This is a genomic window from Brachybacterium squillarum M-6-3 (assembly GCF_000225825.1).
Lineage (GTDB): Bacteria > Actinomycetota > Actinomycetes > Actinomycetales > Dermabacteraceae > Brachybacterium > Brachybacterium squillarum.
The window spans coordinates 108531-125462 of sequence record NZ_AGBX01000001.1; the positions used below are offsets into that span (position 1 = coordinate 108531).

A 16932-nucleotide genomic window follows, 5' to 3' on the forward strand; every position below is an offset into this window, starting at 1 on the left:
ACATAGGGTCGGGTCATGGCACGGGCACTGCTGATCGTGGACATCCAGAACGACTTCACCGAGGGCGGGGCGCTCGGCGTCGAGGGCGGCGGGGACGTCGCCCGAGGCGTGAGCGCCCACCTCGCCGCGCGGGTCGCGGACTACAGGGCGATCGTCGCCTCCCGTGACTGGCACGAGGCCGAGGGTGACAACGGCGGCCACTTCGCCGCCGGGGAGCCGGATTTCCGCACCACCTGGCCGGTGCACTGCGTGCAGGGCACGCCGGGCGCCGAGTACCACCCGGACCTGGACCTCGCCGCCGTGACCCATCACGTCCGCAAGGGACAGGGAGTGCCGGCGTACTCGCTGTTCGAGGGCACCGCGGAGGACGGCTCCTCCCCCGGGCAACTGCTGCGGGGGCTCGGCGTGCTGGAGGTCGACGTGGTCGGCATCGCGACCGATCACTGCGTGCGGGCGACGGTGATGGATGCCGCCGAGCTCGGCTTCCGGGTGCGCGTGCTGACCGACCTGGTGGCCGGCGTGGCCCCGGGGACGACGGATGCCGCGCTCGCGGAGATGGCCCACGCCGGGGCGGAGCTGGTGGCCTCGGAATAGGGACTGCTCGGGGACCTCGGCAGCAGCGATCCTTCCACCCTTGGAGGCCGATCCCCGCGCACAGGCCCTCCCCGTTCGTCCTCCCAGCTCGTGCCGTCGCCAGGCCGCCGCGTGCTGCGGACCTCGACTCCGTGGCACACCCGCCGCCCCCTTCCTGTTGCCACGCGACCGGACGTCACCGCCGGGGGTTCGCAACGCCCGTCTCTCTCTCTCCGTGACCCACCCTGCTCCGGCGCGACTCTGCGTCGCGCGCCCGATCGCACTCCCGGGAACCCCGGATACGCACCGTCGAGCTGAGCCCTGCCCCCGACCCTGTGTGCCCCACCCGAGATCTGGCGCCACGTCTTGCCCGAGTTGTCCCCAAGAGGTGCCGGGGGTGTTGTTTGTCTGATCCGTTCCGTAGACTCGATGCATCGAACACGTGTTCGATGTATGAATGGTCCGCGCAGGCCACAGGCTCGGGAAGGGGGCGAGGTTCATGGGTGACGACGATCTGGAGACGCGCGGCACCGGGATGCTGTTCGCGATGCCCGAGATGGCCGCTCGCGATTCCCCTCCCTCGATCGTCGACCCGTCCCCGCACCAATCCCTTCTACCTCAACCATCGTCCCCGTCCCCGTCCCCACCCCCTGCCCCGTCCACGGCGCTCGCCTCCCACGCCTCTGCCCTGCCTTCTGGCGCGGGCTCCGGCTGCCCGGCGCTGTCGCGGCGGTTGCGGGGTCGTGGTGGGAGTCGTGCGCCGGTGGGGTCGGTGGCGGGTCCGCGGGTGCGGGAGTCGCTCCCGGCGCGGGTGGAGGTCGAGGAGGACTCCCGGGCAGCACGGCTGCTGGGGGAGGTGTGGGACCACGCCGCGATGGAGTCCCGCGCCCATGCCCGGCAGCTCCGCCGGGTGATCGCCCTGTCCGAGGACCTGTGTGAGGGTCCCGTCGGGGAGGGCCGGGAGTCGTTCGACCGCGAGGCGTGCGAGTACGCGCTCGCGCAGGCCCTGCGCTCCACCATCGGCCATGCCGGCTACCTCCTGGAAGAAGCCCTCCGCACCACCCAGTGCTTCCCTGCCTGCCTGGGCCTGATGGAGACCGGGGAGCTTCCCCTGCGGTGGATGCGCCGCGTCCTCCGCGTCTCCGGCGCCCTGTCCGAGACCACCCAGCAGGCCCTCGACAAGACCGTCGGAGGGTGGGATCTGCGCATCGGGGAGGACTCCTTCCGCCGTCGCCTGTCCCTGACCATCCGCCACCTCCGCGACCTCGACGACCAGGCAGAACCCCCTGCCGTCCCGGAGCGGTCGGTCACGATCGGCACCCCGGACCAGGACGACGGCACCGCCTGCCTGTTCGTCCAAGGACCAGCCCCGGAGATCCTCGCCCTCGGCCACCGCCTGGACGCCGCGGCCCGCGCGATCCGCACCCGGCAACGCGAGCACCTCGCCCACCCCGACCAGGGCCCGGTGCCCTTCGACGACGGCACCATCGAGACCAGCGGGGAGGTGATGACGCTGGGCCGGTTGCGCTACGAGGTCCTCACCCGCAGCATGCTCGACACCGGTGGCATCGAGGTGCCCGCGGAGCGGTTCCGGCTGAACGTCACCGTCCCCGCCCTCACCCTGCTCGGTCTCTCCGAGGCGCCGGGGATGCTGGATGGCATCATCCCGATCCCCGCGGCGATGGCTCGTGATCTCGCGGCCGGGGAACCGACCTGGTACCGGGTCCTGACCGACCCGGCGGAGGGGACGTTCCTGCCGTTGCCCGCGCAGCGATACCAGCCCACAGCGCGGATGCTGGAGCACCTCCGCCTGCGCAACCCGGTGTGCGCGGTGCCCGGCTGCACCAGGGGTGTGCGGCATGGTGCGGAGGCCGACCACATCACGGAGTACGACCACGAGCATCCCGAGCTGGGTGGACTCACCGAGGTGGAGAACCTCCACCTGCTGTGCACCCGCCACCACCAGATGAAGACCGCCGGGACACTCCGCCCCCACCGCGACACCCCCACCAGCCCCCGCGAGACCGGCACCACGACCTGGTGGATCCCCCGCCCCACCGGGACATGCAGCCCGAGCAGCCCCGTCACCCCGGCCACGGTCCGCGACGACACCGACCTCATGACCCCGGACACCATCCGTGACCTCGAGACCCCATGGGGCACCTACCTCCACCGCACCACCCGGCCAGACGCCGACCCGGAGAACGCCCCGGACACCCAAGCGACGGCCGCTCCATCAGGAACCACCTGTACCGGCCCCGCCGGCAACGGAGAGCCCGCGCCCATCAATCGCCGAGCAGCCATCACCGGGAAACACTCATCCGGCGCTCGCCACGGAACGGGGAGCGGTCCCGGCGACCCGCCCGGTCCCCGAGCTGGCACCGGCCCTCCCCTGGGGACGGACCCACCACCCTTCTGACCGCCACCTTTCCAGCCGACTCCCGCGCACTGCGCCACGATCCCCACTCTGCCGAGAGGCCGCCACCCTGGTGACGGCTCTCTCGGCACGTGCAGGGTCAGGCGCGTCCGGAGCCGCGCAGCCGTCCGCCATGTCCCACGGCCGCGTGAGCACGGGCTCAGTTCTCTGCGAGGTGGATTCGGCGTCAGCCACGAAGGTTGGCGAACGGGAGGCGACCGTGCGCGCGGACGAACGCACCGAGCATCTCCGACTCGATCTCCTCCGGATCCCGGTCCGTCACCTCACGCCAGGCGACCAGCAGTTCTGCACTGTCGCGAAGCTGCCAGACGTACCGACCTCCCAGTGCCCCACAGGGTCCCCGGCACCGAAACCACGGTACTCGTCCAGGCGCTTCCGGAGCCCGCGTCTCCCCCGGCGACCGCCCGAGGCCTTCCCGATGTACGCCACCGGGCTGTCGGCCACCCATTGGGCATCCAGACGGTCGACCGGGACGCTCGGATCCCGCCCCTGGAAACGTCCCGCCGGACTCTCCGACAGGAACTCCGGTGACTCCGCAGACACCCTCACGACCACATAGACACCGGGGCCTCTCGGCACCTCGACATCGGGAAGGTCGGCGAAGGGGACGAAGCCACGGAATCCCTCGTTCCGGAGCGCTGACCACGGCTCGAGTCCCCCGGCGACACGGTGGAAGACACCCATGCCCTCGCCCCTCCCCACGGTGGGCCCCGTGGGGATCGAACCCACGACCCGCGGATTAAAAGTCCGATGCTCTGCCAACTGAGCTAGAGGCCCCTGCCCGCCAGCGCGAGCCCGACCATCCTAGCGGCGGCGCGGCGACCTCCGTGCCCGTGCCGGAGGGCTGGGGAGCACCGTCCCTGCACGGCAGAGGGAGCGCTGGCAGGACCGTGGCCTTCGGAGGCGCCTGCCCCGGCACGCTCCGGACCTGCCACGCTCGACGCCCCTGGAACGCCGACGCGGCGGCACCCCGCCAGGGATGCCGCCGCGTGGAGAACGGGAGGCTCAGGCGTTCTTCCGCCGCTGGACCACCAGCAGGATGATGCCGATGACCAGCAGGACGAAGCCGAGGAACCCCCCGAACAGGCCCAGCAGGACGCCGCCGAGGGTGCCGAGGATGCCGCCCACACTGGGCGGCGGGCCGATCGCGACGGCCTCGCCGTAGCAGTCGATCATGTAGTCCCCGGAAGTGTCCACGGTGAAGTCGTCGAAGGACGTCCAGGCCTGGCCGTCCGCGGTGACCGTGTAGCTCGTCGTGCTGTCGCCCAGCTCGATCTGTCCGGGCCCGGAGATGTTGCAGGACGGGGGCGTGGCGCCCTCGGGGGCGTAGGCGATGAGCTGCTGCCCCTCCTCCGCGGTGAAGGTGCCCGAGCCGGTCGAGAAGGTCTCCACCGATTCCATGCTGCCGGCGGTGTTCAGCGCGCCGACGACCGTCACGATGATCCCGACGACGACGCTGAGCGCCAGGATCACCGCACCCACGATGATGAGGATCTTCGGGGCCTTGGACTTCTTCTTCGACGGGGCGGACTGGCCACCCTGCGGCGGCATGCCGGGCTGCTGCCCGTAGGCCGGCGGCTGCGAGAAGCCGGGCTGCTGCGGGGATCCGGGCTGCGGCTGCTGCGGGGGCTGGGACCCGCTGCCCGGGGCGCCGGGGTAAGGACTGCTCATGAGGAGGCTCCTGGGATCGTCGAGGGATGGTCGGAGGAGGCCGACGGAATGACCGTATAACGCACATCACACCCGGTGGTGGCGCCGTCCGCGGTCGATACCCGACCGTGACGCCAGGTCACCCAGCACCTCGACCGGGCGCTCTCCTATGATCGGTCCATGCCCGATCCTCTCGTGCTCGCCGACGACGTCGAGTCCGAGCTGGTCGAGCGCCGCTCCCGTTTCCTCACCCGGCTGCACCGGGTGGAGAGCCCCGAGCAGGCCGAGGAGCACCTGCGGTCCGCACGCACCGCCCACCCCGACGCCCGCCACCACTGCAGCGCCCTGGTCATCTCCCCCGGTCCGAACAGACCGGTGGTCCACCGTTCCAGCGACGACGGGGAGCCCTCCGGCACGGCCGGGATGCCGATGCTGCAGGCACTGCTGCACGCCGAGCTCACGGACACCCTCGCGATCGTCACCCGCTACTTCGGCGGGGTGAAGCTCGGCGCGGGTGGCCTGGTCCGCGCCTACACCGCCGCCGTCGAACAGGCCGTCGCCGCCGCGACCCTGCTCCGCCGCACCGACCTGGCTGTGGTGCGGCTCGAGGTGCCGCACGCCGAGGTGGGGATCGCCGAGCATGCGCTGCGGCTGTGGGCGCAGACGAGCGGCGCGGTCGTGGAGGACACGACCTACGGCGCCCGTGCCGCCACCCTCACGGTGCTCACCGATCCGGCGACCATCGACAGCCTCGTCGCCGACGTGGCCCGCTGGTCCACGGGCCGCTTCACCCCCGAGCAGGACGGGACCCGCCGCGCCGACGTGCCCCGCGACACCGGCGCCTGATCAGGGGTCCAACCCCGGCAGGTCCACGTACCACTCGGGGATGCTCTTCAGCGGTCGGCAGGACCCCTCCGGCGAGCTGACCAGCAGCGTCAGCACCTCGAAAGCCGCATCCCGCAGCAGGGTGGTGAAGTCCTCGATGGCGTCCTCGGGCCGCACCGGATGCACCCATCGCCAGCCGGAGGTCGGGTCGTCACGCAGGTCCACCGGGTCGCGGGAGATCGCGAAGGCGGTCCCGGGCGGACGCACCGCGTCGAGGATCGCCTCCAGCACCGCGCTGAGGTCGCCCCCGGCCACGGTGGCCAGGGAGTCCCCGCTGCCGCGGCCGGAGGCCACCTCGATCACGAGGGTCCCCTCCCCCGCGGCCTGGTCCCACTCCAGCGACTGGATCGCGAAGACGGCTCCGGCCGCGTCGTACTCGGCCATCAGCACCCGGGCGATCCGCTCGGCCCGGTCGATGACGGCCTCGACGCGCCGGTCGTGCACGGTGACGTCGACGGCGAGCACCCCGCCCAGGCGGCCCTTCTGGGCGACGGCCTCCCGCGGCACCACGTTCGCGTTGTACAGCAGGGCGTAGTAGGGCACGGCGAGCGCCTCGGCCAGACCCGGCGAGGGGTGGGGGCGCTCCGCGAGCGGGGCGGCCTCGGGCCGCGGCGCCAGGCCGTAGCGCGCCGCGAGGTGCTGCAGCTGATCGGTGGGACCGGGGGTCGCGCGGCCCGGACGGGCGCTGGGGGCCATGCGCCCACGCTACAGACGACGACGCCGCCCCGGGAGACCCGGGGCGGCGTCGAGATGCTCGGTCGAGCGGGGATCAGGCGCGGTTCTTGGTGACCAGCCCGTAGATCGCCATCACCACGATGGCGCCGACGACGGCCAGCGCGATCGTGCCGATGCTCCACGGGTTGTCCATGATGCCGCTGACGCCGGAGCCGCCGAAGAGGCCACCGATCAGGCCGCCGACGATCGCGCCGACGACGCCGAGCACGATGGTCATGCCCAGGCCCATGGCCTGCTTGCCCGGCATGAGCGCCCGGGCGATGAGGCCGATGATGCCGCCGATGATGATCCAGGAAATGATGGCCCACAGAAGACCCATGTCACTCACTCCTCACGGGGTTGGGGAAGGGGAAGAAATGCCCCGCCAGTGTGCATCATGCGAGGTGGATCCGGGGTCAGGACACCCACGAGGCCACGACCGAGCGGTCGGACCGCCGGGTCGTGGCCTCGTGGATCAGTTCCTCAGAAGTCCCAGTCGTCGTCCTGGGTGTCGACGGCCTTGCCCATCACGTAGCTGGAGCCCGAGCCGGAGAAGAAGTCGTGGTTCTCGTCGGCGTTCGGGGACAGCGAGGCGAGGATCGCGGGGTTCACCTCGGTCTGGTCGGCGGTGAACAGGCCCTCGTAGCCGAGGTTCATCAGCGCCTTGTTCGCGTTGTAGCGCAGGAAGGTCTTGACCTCCTCGGTCCAGCCCACCGCGTCGTACAGGTCCTCGGTGTACTCCTCCTCGTTCTCGTAGAGCTCGAAGAGCAGGGAGAAGGTGTAGTCCTTCAGCTCCGCCTGGCGCTCGGCGGAGGCCTTCTCGACGGCCTTCTGGTACTTGTAGCCGATGTAGTAGCCGTGCACGGCCTCGTCGCGGATGATCAGCCGGATGATGTCCGCGGTGTTGGTGAGCTGGCCGTGGCTGGAGTAGTGCATCGGCAGGTAGAAGCCGGAGTAGAACAGGAAGGACTCCAGCAGGGTGGAGGCCACCTTGCGCTTCTCGGGGTCGTCGCCCTGGTAGTACTTCATGACGATCCCGGCCTTCTTCTGCAGCGACTCGTTCTCCTCGCTCCAGCGGAAGGCGTCGTCGATCTGCTTCGTGTTCGACAGGGTCGAGAAGATCTGCGAGTACGACTTCGCGTGCACCGACTCCATGAAGGCGATGTTGGTGTACACCGCCTCCTCGTGGGGGGTGAGCGCGTCGGGGATCAGGGAGACCGCGCCGACGGTGCCCTGCACCGTGTCCAGCAGGGTGAGCCCGGTGAAGACCCGCATGGTGAGGGTCTGCTCCTGCTCGCTGAGCCGGTTCCAGGACTGGATGTCGTTGGACAGCGGCACCTTCTCGGGCAGCCAGAAGTTGCCGGTCAGACGGTCCCAGACCTCCTGGTCCTTGGGATCAGGGATCCGATTCCAGTTGATCGCCTGGACCGTCGTCTTCAGGTGGTCGTTCACCGCAGCCTCGCTGTCGCCTCGGGGGATTCTCGTCCCCGACAGTCTAGGGGCGGGGGCCGACGCACGAGCGGCCCGACGGGGCGCGGTCGCGGTGTCTCCGGACACCTGTCACCCTCCGGCCGTGACGGGGCCGCCGACTTTGGTCGGAGGTGCCCGACCCGGCCCCGGCATACGGTCGTCCCATTCCCGCCCACCACCGGCCCACGCGGCCCCGGACCCCCTGAGGACCCGCATGGACACCGTCGCCCCTGCAGCCCCCGACAGCAGCCATTCGCACTGCGCCCGGCCCCCGCGTTCCCTCGCCCCGGACCTGGCGCGCGGCCTGATGCTGCTGCTGATCGTGCTCGCGAACTCCTCATGGTTCCTCTGGGGCCGGGAGGTCTCGGGGTTCTCCGCGCACGTGCCCGCCGAAGGACCGCTGGACCGGGCGCTGCAGGCCTTCATGGCCGTGGCGGTGGACGGGCGCAGCTACCCGCTGTTCGCGGTGCTGTTCGGCTACGGGATGGTGCAGTTCGCCCGCTCGCGCGTGGACCGCGGCATCGAGCCGACCGCGGTGCGACGGATGCTGCGCCGCCGCCACTGGGCGATGCTCCTGCTGGGCGCCCTGCACGCGGCGCTGCTGTTCTACGGGGACGTGCTCGGCGCCTACGGCGTCGCCGGCCTGGTGCTGGTGTGGCTGTTCTTCGGCCGCCGTGACCGCACCCTGCTGGTGTGGTCGATCGTGCTGACCGCCCTGCACGCGATCTCCGCGGCCCTCTCCGTCGTCAGCGGACTGCTGCTCGCCCGGGCCGCCGACCCCGCGATAATCGCGCAGATGGAGACCGGCGGCGGGTTCGACATGGGGGCCTTCCGCGACCTGGCCTACGGTGACGCAAACTACCTGGTCTCGGCCGGGGTGCGGCTGGGCACCTGGCTCCCGGTCACGATCGGCCAGGGCCTGTTCTCCATGATCCCGATCGCGATCCTGCTGGGCTGGCTGGCGGCGCGGCACCGGGTGCTGGACGAGCCCTGGAACCATGTCCGCCTGCTGCGCCGCACCGCGGTGATCGGCATCGCCTTCGGCTGGGCGGGCGGCGTGCCCAGCGCCCTGATCGCCCTGGACGTGATCGCCCTGCCCGACGCCCTGTCCTGGACCTTCCTGGGCCTGACCTCGGTAACGGGTCTCGGCGCGGGGCTCGGCTACGCGGCCCTGTTCGGGCTGCTCGCCACCCGGGTGGAGGCGCGCACCGAGGCGATGGGCCGGATGCCGCTGCCGGCGCGGGCCCTGTCCGCCGTCGGCAAACGCTCCCTGACCTTCTACCTGTTCCAGTCCCTGGTGATGGCGCCGCTGATGGCCGGATGGGGCCTCGGGCTCGGCGAGCACCTGGGCACGACCCAGGTGCTCGCCGTGGCCCTCGGTGTCTGGCTGCTCTCCCTCCCGCTGGCCATGGTGCTGGAGGCGCGGGACCGGCGGGGGCCGGCCGAGGTGCTGCTGCGACGCCTCACCTACGGCCGGCACGACCCGGCCGGAGGGGCTCAGGCGGCGCGCGAGAAGACCTCGACCCCGAGCTCCTGACCACGGGCACGGGCCGCACCCAGGGCCTGCTCGAATCGGCCCGGCCAGTCCCGCTCCTCCCCCAGCGTCGCCGCGAAGCCCGCCGCGGCGCCGGTGGATCGCGCCCGCTGCAGAACCAGGTGGTCGCCCCCGGTGGCCGCGACCTCCGCGAGGACGGCGGGGACCTGGCCGAGCAGGCCGGGCGTCACCGTCATCCGCAGCTCGTGCTCCACGCCGGACCCCCGGAGCAGGCGCAGCGACCGCTCCGCGCGGGGTGCCGCCCCCGGACGACCGACGAGGGCCGCGTAGCCCGCCCGGGAGGCCTTCACGTCCAGACCGACCCAGTCCAGCAGCCCCTCCTCGAGCAGGGCGCGCAGGCGCCCCGGGAAGGCGCCCCCGGTGTGCAGGCCGACCTCGAAGCCCGCCTCCCGCACCGCCCGGGCGGCGGGGATCAGGGCGTGCTGGAGGGTGGCCTCGCCGCCGCTGAACACCACGGTGTCCAGCAGCCCCCGCCTCCGCTCCAGCAGCGCCGCGAGCGCCGCGAAGGGCACGGCCCCGGGAGCCAGCGGGTCCAGGATCGAGGGGTTGTGGCAGTACCCGCAGCGCCAGGGGCAGCCCTGGCAGAACACCGTCGCGCTGAGGTGACCGGGCCGGTCCACGGAGCTGAGGGGCACCAGGCCGGCGATGCGCAGGTCCTCGGCCGTGGCGGTGGTCCCGGGGCTCACCGCAGCACCGCTCCGTGCGCGGCGGCGGCCGCCTCCGTGAAGAAGGTGCGCTCGGCGACCTCGCCCTGCTTGCCGATGTTGAAGGAGGCCACGGGCCGGAAGTAGCCCATCACCCGGGTCCACACCTCACAGCTGCTCCCGCAGATCTCGCAGACCGTGTGCTCCCCGGAGAGGTACCCGTGCACCGGGCAGACCGAGAAGGTCGGGGTGATGGTGAGGTAGGGCAGGCGGAAGCGGGAGAGGGATCGTCGGACCAGCTCCCGGCAGGCCTGGGCGGAGCTCATCGCCTCGTCCATGTACAGGTGCAGCACGGTGCCGCCGGTGTACTTCCCCTGCAGCTCCTCCTGCAGCTCGAGGGCCTCGAAGGGATCCTCGGAGGCGCCGACGGGGATCTGCGAGGAGTTCGTGTAGTAGGGCTGCTCCGCGGTGCCAGCGGTGAGGATCCCGGGGAACCGGGCCCGGTCCTCCTTCGCGAAGCGGTAGGTGGCGCCCTCGGCGGGCGTGGCCTCCAGGTTGAACAGGTGCCCGGTCTCCTCCTGGAACTCCACCATGCGCCCCCGCAGATGGTCCAGCACCCGCAGGCACATCGCCTGGCCCTCGGCATCGAGCAGGTCGAGGGCATCCCCCGAGAAGTTCCGCACCATCTCGTTCATCCCGTTCACCCCGAGGGTGGAGAAATGGTTCTCCAGGCTGCCCAGGTAGCGGCGGGAGTAGGGGAACAGGCCCTCGGCCATGAGCGCTGCCACGGTGGCCCGGCGCCGCTCCAGGGTGTCCTTGCCCAGCTCGAGCAGCTCGTCGAGGGCGGCGAGGAGCCCGGGCTCGTCGCCGGCGTGCAGGTGGCCCAGCCGACCCATGTTCACGGTGACCACCCCGATGGACCCGGTGAGCTCGGCGGAGCCGAACAGTCCGTTGCCGCGCTTGAGCAGCTCCCGCAGGTCCAGCTGCAGGCGGCAGCACATGGACCGGATCATCCCCGGGTCCAGGTCGGAGTTCAGGAAGTTCTGGAAGTAGGGCAGGCCGTACTTCGCGGTGAGCGTGAACAGGAGCTCGGCGATCTCCGACTCCCAGTCGAAGTCCTCGGTGATGTTGTAGGTGGGGATCGGGAAGGTGAAGGCCCGGCCATCGGCGTCCCCGGCGGTCATCACCTCGAGATAGGCCCGGTTGATCAGGTCCATCTCGGCCTGCAGCTCGCCGTAGGTGACGGGCTCCAGCTCCCCGCCGATCAGGGGCTGCTGCTCGCGCAGGTCCGGGGGGCAGACCAGGTCGAAGGTGAGGTTGGTGAAGGGGCACTGGGAGCCCCAGCGGCTGGGCACGTTGAGGTTGTGCACCAGCTCCTGGATGCCCTGGCGCACCTGCTCGTAGGCGAGCCCGTCGCGACGGACGAAGGGCGCCAGATACGTGTCGAAGGAGCTGAAGGCCTGCGCACCGGCCCACTCGTTCTGCAGCGTGCCCAGGAAGTTCACGATCTGGCCGCAAGAGGAGGAGAAGTGCCGTGGCGGCGTGGAGGCGATCGCCCCGGGCACCCCGTTGAAGCCCTCCTCGAGCAGGGCGCGCAGTGACCACCCGGCGCAGTAGCCGCTCAGCATGTCGAGGTCGTGGATGTGCAGGTCGCCCTCGCGGTGGGCCCGGCCCGCGGCGGGGCTGAACACCTCGTCCAGCCAGTACGTGGCGATCATCTTCCCGGCCGAGTTGAGGATCAGCCCGCCCACCGAGTAGCCCTGATTGGCATTGGCGTGGATCCGCCAGTCGGAGCGGTCGAGGTACTCGGTGAGGGTGGCGATCGGGTCGATCAGGTGGGGGGCGGCGGGACGGTCCAGGGCGGGCATGGGGGCGTTCTCCTTCGGGGCTCCGCCACGACGGCTGTCGCGGCGGAGCCCACGCTAGGACCGGACCACAACACCTAGTGCCTGCAACACGCCATCAACCCCACATCTTGTGGTGACGGCGCGTCACGACCAGGAGTGGTCGGGACCGAGGTCCTCAGTGTTCCGTGGCACCCTCCGCCCCGGCCCCGGTGAAGGCCCGCACCTCCATCTCCGCGGTCTTCTCGGCGTGGTTCGCCGAGGGCTTGGTGAGCAGGGTGCCGACGATGCCGAGGGCGAAGCCCAGCGGGATCGAGACGATGCCCGGGTTCGACAGCGGGAACAGGTCGAAGTCGGCGCCGGGGAACATCGAGGTCTCGTGGCCGGAGACGGCCGGGGACAGCACGATCAGGACCAGGCAGGAGCCCAGGCCGCCGAGCATCGAGGCCAGCGCCCCGCCGGTGTTGAACCGCTGCCAGAACAGCGAGTACAGGATGGTGGGCAGGTTCGCGCTGGCCGCGACCGCGAAGGCGAGCGCCACCAGGAAGGCCACGTTCTGCCCCAGCGCCAGGATGCCGCCGACGATGGAGACGATGCCGATGCCCACCACGGTCATCCGCGCCACCTTCACCTCGTCGTCGGGGTGCACCGCGCCCTTGCGGATCACCGAGGCGTAGATGTCGTGGGCGAAGCTGGTGGCCGCGGTGATCGCGAGGCCCGCCACCACCGCCAGGATGGTCGCGAAGGCGATCGCGGAGACCACCGCCATCAGCACCGGCCCGCCGATGGCGAGCGCCAGCAGCGGTGCGGCCGCGTTCTCCCCGCCCGGGGTGGAGGGGTCCTGCAGGATCTCGGGGCCGACCAGGGCGGCGGCGCCGTAGCCGAGCACCAGGGTGAGCAGGTAGAAGATGCCGATGATCCAGATCGCCCAGACCACCGAGCGCCGCGCCTCCTTACCGGTGGGCACCGTGTAGAAGCGCATCAGCACGTGGGGCAGGCCGGCCGTGCCGAGCACCAGCGCGAGGCCCAGGGAGAGGAAGTCGACGGGGTTGGGGTACTTCAGGCCGGGCGCGAGGACCGCCTCGCCCTCGGGCGACATCGCGACGGCGTCGTCCAGCAGGGCGGAGACGTCGAAGCCGTAGCGGGCCAGCACGATGATCGCGAGGATCCCGACGCCGACCACCAGCAGCACGGCCTTGATGATCTGCACCCAGGTGGTGCCCTTCATGCCGCCGACGATCACGTAGACGATCATCAGCACGCCGACCACCGCGACGGTCAGCGCCGTGGCGATGCCGCCCTCGAGGCCGAGCAGCAGGGCCACCAGGCCGCCGGCGCCGGCCATCTGCGCGATCAGGTAGAAGAAGCAGACGGCGAGGGTGGTCAGGGAGGCGGCCATCCGCACCGGGCGCTGGCGCAGCCGGAAGGACAGCACGTCGGCCATCGTGAACTTGCCGGTGTTGCGCAGCAGCTCGGCGACCAGCAGCAGCGCCACCAGCCAGGCCACCAGGAAGCCGATCGAGTAGAGGAAGCCGTCGTAGCCGGCCACGGCGATCGCGCCGCAGATGCCGAGGAAGCTGGCGGCACTCAGGTAGTCGCCGGCGATGGCGATGCCGTTCTGGGGTCCGGAGAAGGAGCGCGAGCCGGTGTAGTACTCGGAGGCGCTGGCCTTCTGGCGCGAGACCCGGAAGACGATCACGAGCGTCAGGGCCACGAACAGCCCGAAGACGATCATGTTGATGACGGGATTGATCTGCTCAGTCATCGAGGATCTCCCCCGTCTCCATCTCGCGGCGGATGGCCTCGGCGTGGGGGTCGTAGCGCTTGTCGGCCCAGGAGCGGTACAGCATCGTGATCGCGAAGGTCGTGACCACCTGCCCGAGGCCCAGCAGCAGGCCCACGTTGATCGAGCCGATCACGGGGGTGGCGTACAGCCCCGGCGCGAAGCTGGCCAGCAGCACGTAGACCAGGTACCAGGCCAGGAACAGCACGGTGAGCGGGACGATGAAGCGGAGGAACGAGCGCCGCAGGCGCTGGAAGTCGGCGGACTGCTGGACGGCGATGCTGCGCGCACCGACGTCGTCGGGTGCGGTCATGAGGAGACTCCTTTGTCGGATGACCGGAGGGTGACCGGCCAGTCACCCTGGGGGCCGACTGTAACCCAGGTCACGAAGATGTCACGACTGCCGCATGTCGGATGCTCCGGACCGGTCCGTCTCGGCATCCCCCTTCCCGTACTACGGCTGCCGTAGTACGGTGACGGCAGTACAGGACATCGCCACCCGGGAAGGAGTCGCCATGATCGGAGCCGACGCGATCCGCGGCCACATCGACCTGATCCTGCTGGCCCTCCTCGAGCCCCGCCCCTCCTACGCCTACGAGATCTCCAAGACGATCACCGACCGCTCCGGCGGCGACTACCTGATCAAGCAGACCACCCTCTACACCGCGGTGAAGCGGCTGCAGACGCAGGGCCTGCTGGACAGCTACGACGACGTCTCCGAGACCGGCAAACCCCGCACCTACTACAAGCTCACCCCCGCGGGTCATGAGCAGCTCGACGTCAAGCGCGACGAGTGGCGCAGCACCCGTGACCTCGTCGACCACTTCGCCGAAGGGCAGGCCATCCCATGACCGTCATCGACTCCTACCTCGACACCCTCTTCGCCCCCTACCCCGACAGCCCCCGCCTGCGCGAGGCCCGCGGGGAGCTGCGCGAGATGATGGAGGACAAGCAGCAGGACCTGATGGCCCGAGGGATCAGCGAGTCCCAGGCCGTGGGCCAGGTGATCGCCGAGTTCGGCAGCCTCGAGGAGGTCTCCGAGGACCTCGGCATCGCCGGGGAGCTGCGCGGACCGCGGTTCGGCGCGGACGCCGAGCGCACCGGGCCCGCCGAGCCCACCGTGGAGCCCGAGCGGATCGAGGCCTTCATCGGCGCACTGCGCGGCACCCGCGGGCTGCTGGCCACGGCCGTGCCCCTGTTCGTCCTCAGCTCCGTCCCGCTGCTGCTGCTCATCGCCGCCTCCGGGCGCTTCGACGACCAGCCCGAGACCGCCGCTGTCGTGGCCGGGCTGGTGCTGCTCCTGCTCGCGGTCGCCACCGGCGTGGTGCTGCTGGTGGTGCGCGGCGGCCGGCTGGCACGCTTCGCGGACATCCGGGAGCGGCGCTTCACCCCCACCGCGGCCACCCGGCGCCGCGCCGAGGCCCTGCGCGCCGAGCACGCCCCGCGCCGCACCCTGGGCCTCGCCGTCGCGATCACCCTGTGGATCCTCTGCGCCCTGCCGGTCGTGATCACCGGGCTGCTGAGCTCCGGCACCGAGGACCCGATGCCGCTGTACGGGGTCTGCGGGACCCTGGTGATGGTGGCCCTGGGCCTGGCGATCGTGCTCTCGGGCTCCTGGTCCGGTGAGGCCGCCGACGCCCTGGAGCAGAAGGTCGACGAGGACGACCTCACCGAGAGCGCCCATCACCCCGCGATCCGGGTGATCGCCGCCGTCTACTGGCCGATCGTCACCGCCGTGTTCCTGGCCTGGGGCCTGATCGGCAACTCCTGGGACGTCAACTGGATCATCTGGCCCGTGGCCGGTGTGCTCTACGGCGGCCTGTGGGCGCTGAACGCGGCCCTCGGCTCCGGGGACCGGCTCAGCGCCGGGCGACGAGCAGCAGGCAGGTGAGCGAGACGCTCACCCCGGCGCAGATGGCGATCGCCATCGGCAGGGAGGAGCTGGTGCCGGCGAGGCCCACCAGGGGCGCGGCCACGGCCGCCGAGAAGGAGAAGCCGAGCCCCAGCAGGGCCGAGCCGGTGCCCGCGTAGTCCGTGGCGTGCTGCGAGGCCATCGCCGCACCGTTGCCGAAGATCAGGCCCTGCGGGGCGATCACCAGGAAGAAGGCCGGCAGCACGATCCACACGGGCGTGCCCAGGAACAGCGCTCCGATCAGCAGGGCCAGAGCCGCGCAGGCCACGATGGTCAGGCCGATCGAGATCAGCCGCCGCGGGTGGTAGGTGCGGGTCAGCCGCGCGGAGGTGAAGGACATGATCATCATGCCCAGCGAGTTGATCGCGAAGGCCACCGAGTAGGCCTGCTCGGAGAAGCCCAGCATGGTCTGCAGCACGAAGGTCGAGGCGGAGACGTAGGACATCACCGCGAAGGCCGAGGCGCCGTTGACCAGCAGGTAGGCGGTGAAATTGCGTCGCCGCAGCAGCCGGCCCGCATTGCCCAGGAAGGCACGGAAGCCGCCCGCATGGCGCCGCGAGGGCGGCAGCGACTCGGGGATCAGGAACAGCACCCCGATCAGCGAGATCAGGGACATCGCCCCGATCACCCAGAACACCTCGCGCCACTGCCCCACCAACAGGATCAGGCCGCCCAGCAGGGGCGCCACGATCGGGGCGACGCCGCCGACGCCCTGCATGATGTTCATGGTGCGGAACAGCTCGGGGCCGTCGGTCATGTCGATCAGCACCGCCCGCCCGAGCACCATGCCGAAGCCGCCGCCGATGCCCTGCAGCACCCGGAACACGGTCAGCAGGGTGATGTCCGGCGCCAGGGCGCAGCCGATCGAGCCGCCCAGGCACAGCAGGATCCCGATGATCAGGGGGACGCGGCGGCCGAGCCGGTCCGAAGCGGGGCCGGCGACGATCTGACCGGTGGCGGTGCCCACGAAGAAGGCCGTGATGGTCAGCTGCACCCGCGCCGCCGTGGTGCCGAGCGAGTCGATCACCTCGGGGAACGCCGGGATGTACATGTCGGTGGCGAGCGGACCGATCGCGCTGAGGGTGGTCAGCACGACGATCACCATCGCGGTGACCTTGGTGCGGGTGCGCGCGTACTCCTGCTCGGTGGGGAGCCGGGCGAGGTCGCGGTCGTGCACGTCCTCGAGCACGGGGATGCCGCCGGTCATGGTCGGCAGCGGGCCCGTGGTGGTGGGCACCGGGATGCCGCCGGTCATCGTGCGCGGGGTCGGCTCGCGGCGTCGGGGCTGGTCGGCGTCGTCGTGAACGTTCATGTGAAGGGGCGGGGTCCTGCCGGGAGCGGGGAGGGAGGGGTGGGGTGGTGCGGGGCGGCGCCGGTGGTGAGCCGGAGCCGACCGGGGCGACCGTCCGGTCGAGCCTACGCCCGCACCGGCGCGGGGCACGACCCGGTTTCCGCCGATTCCCGC

15 protein-coding genes and 1 tRNA gene are annotated in these 16932 nt (G+C 71.2%); 6 read left to right on the plus strand and 10 right to left on the minus strand.

Going from position 1 to position 16932, the window contains the following annotated elements; all coding sequences use genetic code 11:
• The first annotated feature begins 15 nt into the window (after positions 1 to 15).
• A complete protein-coding gene (locus tag OM98_RS00560; protein ID WP_010532609.1) occupies positions 16 to 594 on the plus strand; it encodes an isochorismatase family protein in 579 nt (192 codons plus the stop codon).
• A 766-nt stretch (positions 595 to 1360) separates the two neighbouring features.
• Positions 1361 to 2992 carry an HNH endonuclease signature motif containing protein gene (locus OM98_RS14610; protein ID WP_245528694.1) on the plus strand — a complete coding sequence of 544 codons (1632 nt, stop codon included), beginning with the start codon at positions 1361 to 1363 and terminating at the stop codon, positions 2990 to 2992.
• Positions 2993 to 3714: 722 nt separating this feature from the next.
• Here the strand turns inward: OM98_RS14610 and OM98_RS00575 are convergent.
• Both OM98_RS00575 and OM98_RS00580 read right to left on the minus strand, forming a co-directional pair.
• A tRNA-Lys gene (locus OM98_RS00575) sits at positions 3715 to 3787 on the minus strand.
• Positions 3788 to 4015: 228 nt separating this feature from the next.
• Positions 4016 to 4681 carry a hypothetical protein gene (locus OM98_RS00580; protein ID WP_010532612.1) on the minus strand — a complete coding sequence of 222 codons (666 nt, stop codon included), beginning with the start codon at positions 4679 to 4681 and terminating at the stop codon, positions 4016 to 4018.
• A gap of 159 nt (positions 4682 to 4840) precedes the next feature.
• On the opposite strand from OM98_RS00580, the gene OM98_RS00585 reads away from it, so the two are divergent.
• The gene (locus OM98_RS00585; RefSeq protein WP_010532613.1) at positions 4841 to 5506 is read left to right on the plus strand and encodes an IMPACT family protein; all 666 of its coding nucleotides are present in this window, start codon (positions 4841 to 4843) and stop codon (positions 5504 to 5506) included.
• Here OM98_RS00585 and OM98_RS00590 read toward each other — a convergent pair whose 3' ends face one another.
• The 3 genes from OM98_RS00590 to nrdF all read right to left on the minus strand — a co-directional run bounded on the left by OM98_RS00590 (position 5507) and on the right by nrdF (position 7711).
• Positions 5507 to 6241: a hypothetical protein gene (locus OM98_RS00590; protein WP_010532614.1), complete on the minus strand. Its 735-nt coding sequence runs from the start codon at positions 6239 to 6241 to the stop codon at positions 5507 to 5509.
• 73 nt (positions 6242 to 6314) lie between these two features.
• On the minus strand, positions 6315 to 6599 hold the full coding sequence (locus tag OM98_RS00595; protein ID WP_010532615.1) for a GlsB/YeaQ/YmgE family stress response membrane protein: 285 nt from the start codon (positions 6597 to 6599) through the stop codon (positions 6315 to 6317).
• A 143-nt stretch (positions 6600 to 6742) separates the two neighbouring features.
• The gene (gene nrdF / locus OM98_RS00600) at positions 6743 to 7711 is read right to left on the minus strand and encodes a class 1b ribonucleoside-diphosphate reductase subunit beta (RefSeq protein ID WP_010532616.1); all 969 of its coding nucleotides are present in this window, start codon (positions 7709 to 7711) and stop codon (positions 6743 to 6745) included.
• Between the two features lie 232 nt (positions 7712 to 7943).
• Between nrdF and OM98_RS00605 the strand changes: the two genes are divergently transcribed.
• Positions 7944 to 9266 carry a DUF418 domain-containing protein gene (locus OM98_RS00605; RefSeq protein ID WP_010532617.1) on the plus strand — a complete coding sequence of 441 codons (1323 nt, stop codon included), beginning with the start codon at positions 7944 to 7946 and terminating at the stop codon, positions 9264 to 9266.
• On the opposite strand, the gene OM98_RS00610 is transcribed toward OM98_RS00605, so the two are convergent.
• The 4 genes from OM98_RS00610 to OM98_RS00625 all read right to left on the minus strand — a co-directional run bounded on the left by OM98_RS00610 (position 9227) and on the right by OM98_RS00625 (position 13868).
• The gene (locus OM98_RS00610; RefSeq protein WP_010532618.1) at positions 9227 to 9970 is read right to left on the minus strand and encodes an anaerobic ribonucleoside-triphosphate reductase activating protein; all 744 of its coding nucleotides are present in this window, start codon (positions 9968 to 9970) and stop codon (positions 9227 to 9229) included. The two genes, OM98_RS00605 and OM98_RS00610, sit on opposite strands and share 40 nt — an antisense overlap.
• On the minus strand, positions 9967 to 11796 hold the full coding sequence (locus OM98_RS00615) for a ribonucleoside triphosphate reductase (protein ID WP_010532619.1): 1830 nt from the start codon (positions 11794 to 11796) through the stop codon (positions 9967 to 9969). Before OM98_RS00615 ends, OM98_RS00610 begins: the two co-directional genes overlap by 4 nt.
• 154 nt (positions 11797 to 11950) lie before the next feature.
• A complete protein-coding gene (locus OM98_RS00620) occupies positions 11951 to 13537 on the minus strand; it encodes a solute symporter family protein (protein ID WP_010532620.1) in 1587 nt (528 codons plus the stop codon).
• Positions 13530 to 13868 (minus strand): DUF485 domain-containing protein, encoded by a 339-nt coding sequence (locus OM98_RS00625; protein ID WP_010532621.1) that lies wholly within the window; start codon positions 13866 to 13868, stop codon positions 13530 to 13532. Before OM98_RS00625 ends, OM98_RS00620 begins: the two co-directional genes overlap by 8 nt.
• A gap of 202 nt (positions 13869 to 14070) precedes the next feature.
• Here OM98_RS00625 and OM98_RS00630 point away from each other — a divergent pair, with 202 nt between their 5' ends.
• On the plus strand, positions 14071 to 14406 hold the full coding sequence (locus OM98_RS00630) for a PadR family transcriptional regulator (RefSeq protein ID WP_010532622.1): 336 nt from the start codon (positions 14071 to 14073) through the stop codon (positions 14404 to 14406).
• Entirely contained in the window at positions 14403 to 15446 is a 1044-nt protein-coding gene (locus OM98_RS00635; protein ID WP_010532623.1) for a permease prefix domain 1-containing protein, read from the plus strand. Before OM98_RS00630 ends, OM98_RS00635 begins: the two co-directional genes overlap by 4 nt.
• Here the strand turns inward: OM98_RS00635 and OM98_RS00640 are convergent.
• Complete coding sequence (locus OM98_RS00640; protein WP_010532624.1) at positions 15415 to 16779, minus strand: multidrug effflux MFS transporter; 1365 nt, start codon at positions 16777 to 16779, stop codon at positions 15415 to 15417. The two genes, OM98_RS00635 and OM98_RS00640, sit on opposite strands and share 32 nt — an antisense overlap.
• Positions 16780 to 16932 lie beyond the last annotated feature (153 nt).